Genomic DNA, 11,722 nt, shown 5'->3' with positions numbered 1-11,722 from the left:
CGAACATGTCGCGGAATCTGGTGCGGGCGAAGGGACTCGAACCCCCACATCTTGCGATACTGGAACCTAAATCCAGCGCGTCTACCAGTTCCGCCACGCCCGCAGGGACCGCCGGTCGGCGGGGTCTATAGCAGGAGACACGCGCGGAGCAAGCTGGAACGGTGCCGAACCCCGCCCCGACGCGCATCATTGCGTCAATATTGTTTCGGGACCGTGCGAGAATGGGGCCACGCCCATCCGGAGGGCGCCGACCCTCCCGCAGCGTTGGCGGCATGGCAAATTCCGAAAGCGAAAGACCCTCGAGGTTCTGAAGGTGCCCAACGAGCTCCGAATGGCCGAAAAGCCAGAGGCAGCAGCTCTCAGCGCTTTCCTCCCTCCCCTGCAAGGAGGGAGGAAAGCTTGTCACCTTATCGCACGCGCCACCGCGAATTTCCTGAGCTTCGTTTGCGGGTATGTCCCGATGGTCAGTCCATCGAGGGCAATCTAGCCTCGCCCCGGAAGATCGAGGTGAGCTGCCATGACGGACATCCCCTATGTCACACGCCAGTTCATGCCGGCGCATCCCGATCTGAAGAACGGAGCCGGCATCCCCGCCAGCCTCGGCTACCAGGCTTATGTCGAATCGCTCGCCCGGATCATCTATTATTGGGGCTATCCCGCAGTGGATGGCTTCGGGCGAACAAGCTCCTGGGACGTCATGAAGGAGGCCGGCCCGGGCGCGACGATGGGCCTCTTCCCCGGCGCGCCCAAAAACCGCATGGGCTATCTCGACGATTATATGTCCCCGGCCCAGCGCAAGGTCGTCACCCCTAATGCGGATACCATCTACGGCGTCAGCTTTGCCGACCTCAGCGTCGAACCGCTGGTGATCCAGACGCCCGTCGATGTGCCGCCCGGACATTACTGGACGATACAGATCGTCGACATCTTCACCACCGTGACGCATCAACTCGGCTCGGCCTCATACACACCCGGCGGCAAGCTTCTGCTGGTAGGGCCTGGCTGGCAGGGCGAGAAGCCGGATGGCTTCATCGATGTGCTGCATTCGGCGACCGCCGTGGCCGGCCTGTTCGGGCGGAGCTTCACCGCCCATTCGCCAGAGGACAAAGCCAGAGCGCGTCGCGTGCTCAACCAGATCGGCGTCTATCCGTTGAGTGAGGACACACCCGAACGCAAAACCTTCGATTGCGAGGCCAGCGCGCGCAACAAGGTCTATCCGGCGGGCGTCACCGCAGAAATGCTGGAACGAGATCCCGATCTGCTGCGCATTCGCCCGGTCGATGCGCGAAAATTCTGGGACGATCTGGAAAAAATGCTCGATGCCAACCCGGTTGTCGGACCGGACGATGCGCCCATGGCGGAACAGGCGCGCGCATTGCTCGCCCTGCGTAAGTCATCCGATCAATGGCGGACGCTGCTCGACCGCGTGGCGCTCGCCGCCGATGCCGAACTGCACGCCGCCGCTCGCTATGATCAAGTCGGCGTCGACGCCGGAAACGGCTGGCAGCGGCAGGAAAATAGCGGCGTCTGGGGTAGCGACTGGTTCGGTCGCGCACTTGCCGCAGTGATCTATATCTACGTCAACGATTATCACGAGGCGATCTACTTCATCCGCGGCACGGACGCTGATGGCGCGCTGCTGCAGGGCCGCTATCGCTATGCGATCCGGTTTGAGAAGGGCCAGCTTCCACCGGTCGATCCAGCCCGCGGCGGTTTCTGGTCGCTCACCATGTATGACCGGGATTATTATATGCTGGCACGGAGCCCGAACGGCCGAAACAATATCGGCCGGGTCAATCTCGACGCGAACGAGCTTAAATTCGCCGATGATGGCTCGCTGACACTGATCCTCTCGCACGAGGAGCCCACGGACACCGAGGGCAAGGCGAACTGGCTCCCTGCCCCTGACGACCAGTTCGCCCTGCTGATGCGAAACTACGTGCCGACCGAACCGATCCTCAACGGCAATTACAAATTGCCCGATGTGAAGCGGGTCGGCTGAAACACTCGCCTGCCCACAGAGCGAGTCACATCCTCAACGCCTGTTCCCCCGCCCGACCTTCCGGATGAAGGGCGACAATCGGCCCACAAGCTCCCAAAGCGGCCGTGGTCCGCATTTGTTCACGCCGCCCACATCGTTCGAAAATCCGCGAAGGCCGGCGCCCAGACAAAATGCGCCCTTCCGCGTCTTCAAGCGATCTTTCAGCGCCGCCGCCCCTGATGGCGGATATTGCCGGGTCGCCCGCGCCGTCCCATCACGCGCCTGTCCTTGCCGCCCCGGCGCACGGGCATGTGGTTGGCGCCTTCGGCCAGCTCGAAACGCAGGCTGCCGCTGATCGGATTGGCCTCCACCAGCCGCAGCTTCAGCTTCATGCCGGGCGTATAGCGATCGCCGGATTCCTCGCCCTCCAGCGCCTGCGCGGCCTCGTCGTAACGGAAGCGCTCGGCCCCCAGCGTGGATACCGGCACCAGCCCGTCGCCCCCCAGCCCTTCCACCGTGGCGAAGAAGCCGAAGCTCTGCACCCCGGTGATCCGCGTATCCATGAGGTCGCCGACATGGGTGGCGAGATAGGCCGCGACATAGCGGTCGATCGTCTCGCGCTCCGCCTCCATGGCGCGGCGCTCGGCCTGGCTGATCGCGGTGCCCAGCCGTTCCATCGCCGCGGCGTCCTCCGCCGTCAGCCGCGTCGCCTTCGCATCGGGATCGAGGCCATAGGCGCCCACCAGCGATCGGTGGACGATCAGGTCGGCATAACGGCGGATCGGGCTGGTGAAATGGGCGTAGCTGCCCAGCGCCAGCCCGAAATGGCCGGCATTGCGGGGCGCGTAATAAGCCTGCGTCTGGCTGCGCAGCACCTGTTCCATCACCTGCGGGCGGAAATCCACATCCTCGCCGATACGAGCCAGAAGCTGGTTGAAGGTGGTCGGGCGGATCACCTGCCCCAGCGCGAACTCGACCCCGAAGGTCTTGAGATAATCCTTCAGCGCGACCAGCTTTTCGCGGCTCGGCGGCTCGTGGACGCGATACATCACCTCCGCCTTCTTCGCCTCCAGCGCCTTGGCGGCGGCGACATTGGCGGCGATCATGTAATCCTCGATCAGGCGGTGGGCATCCAGCCGCTCGCGCGGGGCGACCGAAAGGATGCGCCCCTTCTCGTCCAGCACCACGCGCCGCTCGGGCAGGTCGAGGTCCAGCGGCTCACGCGCGTCGCGGGCGCGGGCCAGGGCCGCCCAGCACGCCCAGAGCGGGCGGAGCGCGCCTTCCACAAGCTCCCTCGGGAAGGGATCGCCCGCCAGATCGCCGTCGATCGCCGCCTGCGCATCCTCATAGGCGATGTTGGCCGCGATGCGGACGAGCGCGCGGGTGAAGCGCCAGGCGATCAGCTTGCCGTCCTTCGATATGGTCAGGTGGCAGGCCATGGCCGCGCGATCCTGCCCGGCCTTTAGCGAGCACATGTCCGCGCTCAGCGTCTCGGGCAGCATCGGCACCACGCGATCGGGGAAATAGACGCTGTTGCCGCGCTTGCGGGCCTCCTTGTCCAGCCGGCCGCCGGGGCGGACGTAGAAGCTGACGTCGGCGATGGCGACGATCGCGCGGAAGCCGCCGGGATTGGCGGGGTCGTCGTCGGGCGCGGCCCACACCGCATCGTCATGGTCGCGCGCGTCGGCGGGATCGATGGCGACGATCGGCAGCGCGCGCAGATCCTCGCGCCCATCGCCCAGCGGCAGCGCGGCGACGCGCTCGGCCTCCTCGATCGTTTCAAGCGCGAAGGCGTTGGGAATGCCGTGCTTGTGGATCGCGATCAGGCTGAAGCTGCGCGGCGCGAAAGGATCGCCCAGCCGCTCGCTCACCTTCACCGTCATCCGCGGCGGGCGGCCGGTCTTTTCGGCCAGCACCAGATCGCCCGGCTCGGCCTCGCCGGCATCCGAAACCGGCCAGTCGCGCTTCTCCCGCTTGTCGACCGACTTCAGCCACAGCCGATCACCCTCGGCATGGAGCACGCCCAGCACCAGCTCCTCGCCGCGTGCCAGCTTCTTCATCGGGTGGGCGATCCAGCCGGCACCCTTCTCCTCGGTGCGGGCGAGGATGCGATCGCCCGGCCCCAGCGCGGAGCGGCGGCCGCGCTCCTGCACCCGGAGGCGCGGCGGCGGGGTTTCCGCCTGCCAGCTTTCGGGAACCGCGATCGGCTGGTCCCCATCCACGTCGACGATGCGCAGCACCGTGACCTTGGGCACCCCGCCCATCCTGTGGAAGGCGCGGCCGGGGGCGCTATCGATCAACCCCTCGTCGGCCATGTCCTTCAACAGGGCTTTGAGCGCGATCTTGTCCTGCGCGGAAAGGCCGAAGGCGCGCGCGATCTCCCGCTTGCCGGCGGGTTGATCGGACTGGGCAATGAAATCCAGTATCTGCTGGCGGCTCGGCAGGCCGGGGCTTTGGCGACGGGGCATCGCCGTCATGTAGGCCGAAGCCCGGCCGCCGTCACCCCGGTCCGGGCTCTTTTGCCGGAAGGCCATCGCCATGGCGGGATGGCCACGCCGCACGCCCTGTCCGTTCGGACGTTGCGAAGGCCGGGGGCGCATGGCAATCGCATCGCCACCATAAGGGAGACAATGATGCCGGATTCGACCGCCACCAAGCCGTTCATCGTCGGAATCGGGGGCACTGCCAGCGCCAATTCCTCGACCGAGCAGGCGCTGGCGATCGCGCTCGCCTCGGCCGAGCGGGCCGGCGCGGAAGTCAAGCTGTTCGGCGCGGCGACGCTCGCCGCCCTGCCGCATTACATGACCGAGGCAAGCCCCGCATCCAGCGAGGGCCGCGAGCTGGTGGAGGCGGTGCGCCGCGCGGACGGCGTGATCATCGCAAGCCCCGGCTATCACGGCTCGATCTCCGGCCTGGTGAAGAACGCCATCGATTATCTGGAGGAAACCGCGAAGGACGCGCGCGTCTATCTGGATGGCGTGCCGGTAGGGCTGATCGCCACGGCCTATGGCTGGCAGGCGACCGGCAGCACGCTCGCCACGCTGCGTTCGATCGTGCACGCGCTGCGCGGCTGGCCGACCCCGCTGGGCGCCGCGATCAACAGTTCGGGCGGCATCTTCAAGGCGGGCGTGTGCAGCGATGCCGGCGCCAACAACCAGCTCGAGCTGGTGGGCAAGCAGGTGTTCGAGTTCGCCCGGCTGCGCCGCGCCGATCCCAGCGTGACGGAGACGACGGCGGGATGAGGCCGCTTGCCGCGCTGATCGCGCCCGCCATTGCCATCGCCCTTCCCCTGCCTGCCACCGCCGCGCCGACGGCCCAGCCGGCGATGCAGAAGACGGCATCCGGCATCCAGTATCAGGTGCTGCGCCCGGCCAAGACGAAGGGCAAAGGCCCCCACCCGGCCGCCACCGATCGCGTGCAGGTGAATTATCGCGGCATGCTGGCGGACGGCACCACTTTCGACGCGAGCCGTTATGACGAGCCGGCCACCTTCGCGCTGGACGAGGTGATCCCCGGCTGGACGGAGGGCGTGCAACTGATGGAGCCGGGGGCGAAATATCGCTTCATCATCCCGCCGGAACTGGCTTACGGTGAGGGCGGCGCCGGCGGTGTGATCCCGCCCAACGCCACGCTGACTTTCGATATCGAGCTTCTTGCCATCAACCCGCCGGAATGACGGCAGACAGGAGGAAGGCCATGACAGTCGCCAGGCACTATATCATGAATGCCGTGGAAGGCAGGGACGCCACGCTGGAAACCGCGCTGCGCGACCTGGCGGACAAGGTGCGCGCCATATCCGGCTGCCAGGGCGTGGAATTGCTGCGCGACATCGGCAACGAACGCCGCTTCATCTTCATCGAGAAGTGGGATTCGGTGGACGCGCACAAGGCGGCGGGCCCGCAGCTCGGCAAGGACGCGCTGACGCCGATCCTCGCGGTGCTCGATGGCCCGCCGGACGGCGATTATCTCGATTATCTGAAAGTGGTCTGATCCACGCGCGCCCCGGCCGGCCAGCGGCTCCGGGGCGCTTTTTTTTTAAGCCCGGCCCATGTGGACGATTGCGGCCATCGCGGTGCGATCGGCTGCCTTCGGGCGTGGCAGAGGCAGCATCTTTCGAAAAATCGGCAACGTCGCGCATCGGCGGGGCGTTGTCCGACACGGCGGACTGGTCTAGCATCGGCGCCGTCGCGAAAAACGACCGCCGGGTCAGAGCATCAAACGCTTGCCAGGCCGTCGAATATACGTCGGCCATGCGATCGGCATGGTCCGGCCAGCGTCTCCGTAAGCAACCGCCTGACGACCTGTCGGGTCGATGGCAGCCGCCAGCGTCGATCGACGCTGGCGCGACAATTGGAGCGCTGAAATGCGAAACGAGATTGCGATCGTCGGTGCCGGGCTGGGCGGCCTCATGCTGGCCCGCGTCCTGCACGTGAACGGCATCCCCGCGACGATCTACGAAGCCGAGGCAACGGCCAGCGCGAGGGCGCAAGGCGGCCTGCTCGACATCCACGAACATAATGGCCAGCGCGCATTGCGGGATGCGGGCCTGCTCGATGCATTTCAGGGCCTCGTCCGCCCCGGCGAGGATGCCAAACGCGTCGTCGACCAGAACGGCAACATCCTGTTCGACAGCCCCGGCGATCGCGCCTCCGCCCGTCCCGAAGTGGACCGGGGCGAGCTTCGAGACATGCTGATCGGGTCGCTTCCGGCCGGAACGATCCGATGGGGCCGCAAGATCGCCTCCATCGCCACCGATCGCGGCCGCCGCGTGATAATCTTTGCCGATGGCGCGACAGTCGCGGCCGATATGGTCGTGGGCGCGGACGGCGCCTGGTCGAAGGTCCGGCCGCTCCTCTCCGATGCCAGGCCCGTCTATGCCGGCACCTGCTTCATCGAGATAGCGCTGCTCGACGGCAGCGCGCGCCATCGGGCATCCATCGACGCGATTGGCAGCGGCACGCTCATTGCGGCCGCTCCGGGCAAAGGCATCATGGCCCACCGCTACGCGGACGGGACCGGACGCGGCTATGCGGCGCTGGACAAGCCCGAGGATTGGATCCGCGCCATCGACTTCGGCGATGCGCGGGCCGGCCTGGCACATGTCGCAGGCCATTTCGAAGGATGGGCGCCGCATCTGACCGCGTTCATCATCGACAGCCAGATCGAGCCGCTCCTTCGCCCGATCTACGCGCTGCCGGCCGCACATCGCTGGAATCGGGTGCCGGGACTCACGCTGGTCGGCGATGCGGCGCATCTCATGTCCCCTTTTGCCGGCGAAGGGGCCAATCTGGCCATGCATGACGGCGCGGAACTGGCCAAAGCGATCATCCGCCACCCCGACGATATCGAAGCCGCACTCGCGGCTTATGAACATGATCTGTTTCCCCGCAGCCGCGAAGCCGCCGAAGCATCCGCCCGGAACCTGGCGCGCTTTTTTGGCGATGACGCGCCGTGGAGCGTGGTCGAGCTGTTCCAGCAGATCGCGCATGCGGTCGCCTGAAGCGGATTGCCCTAACGGCCTGTGCCGGGGCGAGGCGCCCTCCGCCGGTTGCGGGACCGCGGGCTCGATCGCGGCAGCCGCCCGCCTCAACGCAATAATATTACGCAGAATCGCGCTGGACTTTGTTAACCGATCCACGTTAAGGCCCATGGCATGTTGTCGTGCCGCGGCCTTCTCCTGCTTCGACTTACGCGCCCTTAGGCGCGCGATTTCGCTTGGCCCCATCCATGGGGCTTCAGGCCACGGCGTCTAAGGGCAAGGCAAACCACCCCGAACGACAACCCTGCGACAGGAGCAGGCCCCCGTGACTACCAACGACACCATTCTGATTTTCGATACCACGCTGCGTGATGGCGAGCAGTCGCCCGGCTGCTCGATGAACCTCGAGGAAAAGCTCCAGGTCGCGGCCCAGCTCGAAACCATGGGCGTGGACATCATCGAAGCCGGCTTCGCCATCGCCAGCCAGGGCGATTTCGAGGCGGTGAGCGAGGTCGCCTGCCAGTGTCGGAAGGCGACCGTGGCCAGCCTCGCCCGCGCGGCGATCGCCGATATCGATCGCGCCTGGGAAGCCGTGCGCCATGCGGCGAAGCCGCGCATCCACACCTTCATCGCCACCTCCCCGCTCCACATGCGCGTCAAGCTCAACAAGAGCCCGGAGGAGGTGCTGGAAGCGATCCAGCGCACCGTCTCCCACGCCAGCGGGCTCTGCCCCGACGTGGAATGGTCCGCCGAGGACGCGACCCGATCGGAGCCCGATTTCCTCGCCCGCGCCATCGAGACCGCGATCGCCGCCGGCGCCCGCACGATCAACCTGCCCGATACGGTGGGCTATGCGACGCCGGAAACCTATGGCGCGATGTTCCGCGACATGATCAACCGGGTGCCGAACGCGGACCTCGCCGTCTTCTCCACCCATTGCCACAATGATCTGGGCCTCGCCGTGGCCAACACGCTTTCGGCGGTGATGGCGGGCGCCCGCCAGGTGGAATCGACTATCAACGGCATCGGCGAGCGCGCCGGCAACGCCGCGGTGGAGGAAATCGCCATGGCGCTGAAGGTGCGGCACGATGTGATGCCGGTGCGCACCAACATCGTATCGACCGAGATCACCCGCGCCAGCCGCATGGTTTCGGGCATCACCGGCTTCCAGGTGCAGCCGAACAAGGCGATCGTGGGCGCCAACGCCTTCGCGCACGAAAGCGGCATCCACCAGGACGGCATGCTGAAGGATGCCTCCACCTACGAGATCATGACCCCGGAAAGCGTGGGCGTATCCACCTCCAACCTCGTGATGGGCAAGCATTCCGGCCGGGCGGCCTTCCGTTCCAAGCTGGAGGAGCTGGGCTATTCGCTGGGCGACAATGCCTTCCAGGATGCCTTCGTCCGCTTCAAGGCGCTGGCCGATGCCAAAAAGGCTGTGTTCGACGAGGATATCGTCGCCCTCGTCGACGATGAGGTGCTGCGCGGGCACGACCGCATCCAGGTGAAGGAGGTGGAGATCCACTGCGGCACCGGCCCCGCCCGCGCCATCCTGACCCTGGAGATAGACGGCGAGGAAAAGACCGCCGCCACCCGCGGCAGCGGCCCGGTGGACGCGCTGTTCGCCGCGATCGGCGAACTCGTGCCCCACGATCGCGGATCGCTGGAACGCTATGAGGTCCATGCCGTCACCGGCGGCACCGATGCGCAGGCCGAGGTTTCGGTGCTGCTTTCGGAGGATGGCCGCACCACGCGCGGGCGCGGCGCGCACCATGACACGCTCGTCGCCTCGGCGCGGGCCTATGTGAACGCGCTCAACAAGCTGATGGTGAAGCGCGGCCGCGCGCCGGTGGACGTCGCCGCCGGCTGAGGCCCGGAAGGAGGGCGGCGGACGACCGGCATCGCCCCCGCCCTCCCTTATTTGCCGGCGAGGAAATCCTCCGCCGCGCGGCGCTTGGGCGTCTGGTCCATCGGCTGGCCGCCATATTCGCGCAGGCCCCAGGCCCCGAACGGGCCATAGGGGCCGGTGGCGGCATAGAGCGTCATCGTATCGCCGACCCGGCTTTTCCACGCCGCCAGATATTTGCGATAGACGTCATACATCCGGGGATCGCGGTTGAGCTGCGCCACTTCGGCGGCGTGCGGCGGATAGACCAGATGCTGCCCCGCCTCATAGGCGATGTAGCGCTTGCCGTAACGGGTCGCGACCGCCTTGTTCGCCAGCGCCTTGCCGATGGCGGCGTCGACGTCCTTGTCGAGATAGGCGAAGATGTTGGCCGGATCGAGGATCGTCGCGCGCTCGCCCCGGAAAGTCGAGTTGCCGAAATAGGGCGCCGTCGCCACCGCATCCACGAACTTGGCGGTGTCGCGGAAGCCCAGCACCGCCTCCGTCCCCTGCGGCCCGGCATTCTGGGTGGCGACGACGCGGACCAGCCGGCCGGGATCGGCCTTGAACACGTCGGTCCAGATCCTGTTCATCCACGTCGCCTTTTCGGCATAGCGGAGCACGATCACCCGATACTGGTCGCTGTCCAGCCCCTCCTTCAGCCCTTCCGCCTGCGCCTGCTTGGTCACGGGGAAGGCCAGGTTCCAGACCTCGTTGGACATTTCGACATAGGCCTTGCGACCGGGCGCCAGATTGTCCCGCACATATTCGGCGAAGCGGCGGACATAATCCTCGTCCGCATTCCAGTGCATGTGGAACCAGGGATCGACCTTCGCCTCGTTGGCGAGCGCCACCATATATTCCACGGCGGGCCCCGCCGGCCCGTTCTGCTCGAGGCTCCCGGTCGTGGCGCGGGTGGCCCAGCTCACCTCGGCATTCCCGTTCACCTTCTGCCAGTCGAGGAAGCGGACGAGGCTGAAGCCCGAAAGCGACTGGAGGAAAGCCGGCGCGAAAAGGGCCGTCGGTGAGGCCGATTTCTCCCGGCAATCGATCCCGCGCACCGGATCGGCCGCGTCGATCCGGCTCAGCGATATCCAGGCGCCCTTGGGCTTGCCGCCGTTGCTGCCCGGCCAGTCGAAATCGAAGGCATTGCCCGATTGCGAGGCGTTGCGCGCGCCGCCGCCGGGGGCAAGGCTGCCCTTCCCCTGCCAGGTGCAGCGGATGCGGACCGCATTGGCGCCATAGACGCCCTCGGGTATCGCCAGCGATCGGTGCATGACCTCGCCGTCCTGAAGCGAAATAGGCATGCCCGCGGCATTGAGGCGCGTCGCATCGATCTTCTTCCAGCCGCGCTGCCCCTTGATCTCGCTGGCCCAGCCCCCGCCGATCGCGAGGTTCATGAAGGTGCGCTCGCCGCCCCAGGTGCTGAGGCCGGCCAGGTTGAGGCCGAGCGTGGTGGGCGGCACCGGGCCGGGTGCGACGGGCGCGGCCGGCGCATCCCCGCCGCCGCCGATCAGCAGCGCCGCGCCGAGCCCGCCCGCCGCCAGCGCCGCCGTCGCGATGCCGACCAGGATACCGGCGCGGGCCTGGCGCCTACCGCCCCCGGAAGCCGTGTTCAGCCGCAGCGCCATCCTCTCATCCCCATTCCACGCCCGCCAGCGGGCCGCCTGATCCTTATGACGGGCAAAGCCGCCGGAAGCGATCTAAAGCGTCTCCTGCTCGCGACCGCGCAGTTCCGCCTCGTCCCTCACGCCCACCGGCCGCGCCGGCGCGCCGACCATGATCGTGCGCGGTGGCACGTCCGAAAGCACCACGGCGTTGGCGCCGATCAGCGCGTGATCGCCGATCGTGACGCCGCCCAATATCCGGGCGCCCGCGCCTGCCTCCACCCAGCAGCCCAGCTTGGGTGCGCCGCCCGGCCCGCGCTTGCCGATCGTCACCTGCTGGAACAGGCAGCAATTGGGGCCGATCTCCGCCTCGGGATGGATGACCACGCCGTTGGGATGCGGCAGCAGCATTCCCCCGCCGATGGAGACGTTGAGCGGAATATCCGCCCCGGTCACGACGCTCCAGAAGCGATGGCGCAGGATGGCCGATCGCCGCGCGATCGCCGCGAACGGCCCGTGCCGGGCGGCCGCCCGCTGATAATCGCGAATGCTGCTGATCAGGGCGCGCGAGGGCGTCCAGGACCAGCGCCGGCGCCGCTCGCGCGACCAGTCCGGCCGCCAGCCGGCTTCGTCCCGCGCCAGATCGCCACTCCTGATATCGCCCTTCACCCGCCTCACCTTCATCCGACCGGCCACTTGCCTTCGCGACCATGGCTATCCAAATGAAGCGCCGGGCGAAACCGCTAATCGGCCATGCCGGCAAACGGGTG

Annotated in this window: 9 protein-coding genes and 1 tRNA gene; 6 read left to right on the top strand and 4 right to left on the bottom strand. The window is 67.1% G+C overall.

Annotated elements, in window-relative coordinates:
* Window positions 1-18: 18 nt before the first annotated feature.
* Window positions 19-103 (bottom strand) — tRNA-Leu (locus G432_RS17585).
* Between the two features lie 414 nt (window positions 104-517).
* Between G432_RS17585 and G432_RS17580 the strand changes: the two genes are divergently transcribed.
* Complete coding sequence (locus G432_RS17580; RefSeq protein WP_015460169.1) at window positions 518-2,002, top strand: DUF1254 domain-containing protein; 1,485 nt, start codon at window positions 518-520, stop codon at window positions 2,000-2,002.
* 200 nt (window positions 2,003-2,202) lie between these two features.
* On the opposite strand, the gene G432_RS17575 is transcribed toward G432_RS17580, so the two are convergent.
* Complete coding sequence (locus tag G432_RS17575) at window positions 2,203-4,458, bottom strand: ribonuclease R family protein (RefSeq protein ID WP_015460168.1); 2,256 nt, start codon at window positions 4,456-4,458, stop codon at window positions 2,203-2,205.
* A 156-nt stretch (window positions 4,459-4,614) separates the two neighbouring features.
* Between G432_RS17575 and G432_RS17570 the strand changes: the two genes are divergently transcribed.
* The 5 genes from G432_RS17570 to G432_RS17550 all read left to right on the top strand — a co-directional run bounded on the left by G432_RS17570 (window position 4,615) and on the right by G432_RS17550 (window position 9,330).
* Window positions 4,615-5,223 carry an NADPH-dependent FMN reductase gene (locus tag G432_RS17570; RefSeq protein WP_015460167.1) on the top strand — a complete coding sequence of 203 codons (609 nt, stop codon included), beginning with the start codon at window positions 4,615-4,617 and terminating at the stop codon, window positions 5,221-5,223.
* Window positions 5,220-5,657: an FKBP-type peptidyl-prolyl cis-trans isomerase gene (locus G432_RS17565; RefSeq protein ID WP_015460166.1), complete on the top strand. Its 438-nt coding sequence runs from the start codon at window positions 5,220-5,222 to the stop codon at window positions 5,655-5,657. The genes G432_RS17570 and G432_RS17565 overlap by 4 nt, the downstream gene beginning before the upstream one ends.
* A 20-nt stretch (window positions 5,658-5,677) precedes the next feature.
* A complete protein-coding gene (locus G432_RS17560; RefSeq protein WP_015460165.1) occupies window positions 5,678-5,971 on the top strand; it encodes a putative quinol monooxygenase in 294 nt (97 codons plus the stop codon).
* A 373-nt stretch (window positions 5,972-6,344) separates the two neighbouring features.
* Complete coding sequence (locus G432_RS17555) at window positions 6,345-7,481, top strand: FAD-dependent oxidoreductase (RefSeq protein ID WP_015460164.1); 1,137 nt, start codon at window positions 6,345-6,347, stop codon at window positions 7,479-7,481.
* Between the two features lie 304 nt (window positions 7,482-7,785).
* A complete protein-coding gene (locus tag G432_RS17550; protein ID WP_015460163.1) occupies window positions 7,786-9,330 on the top strand; it encodes a 2-isopropylmalate synthase in 1,545 nt (514 codons plus the stop codon).
* Window positions 9,331-9,377: 47 nt separating this feature from the next.
* On the opposite strand, the gene G432_RS17545 is transcribed toward G432_RS17550, so the two are convergent.
* Window positions 9,378-10,976 carry a hypothetical protein gene (locus tag G432_RS17545; RefSeq protein ID WP_015460162.1) on the bottom strand — a complete coding sequence of 533 codons (1,599 nt, stop codon included), beginning with the start codon at window positions 10,974-10,976 and terminating at the stop codon, window positions 9,378-9,380.
* Between the two features lie 72 nt (window positions 10,977-11,048).
* Window positions 11,049-11,636, bottom strand: a complete 588-nt coding sequence (locus tag G432_RS24350) for a serine O-acetyltransferase (protein ID WP_015460161.1) — start codon at window positions 11,634-11,636, stop codon at window positions 11,049-11,051.
* Window positions 11,637-11,722 lie beyond the last annotated feature (86 nt).

It is taken from the genome of Sphingomonas sp. MM-1, assembly GCF_000347675.2.
Classification (GTDB): domain Bacteria; phylum Pseudomonadota; class Alphaproteobacteria; order Sphingomonadales; family Sphingomonadaceae; genus Sphingomonas_E; species Sphingomonas_E fennica.
Note: the sequence above shows the minus strand (reverse complement) of the source record. Positions and strands in the feature narration are given on the sequence as shown.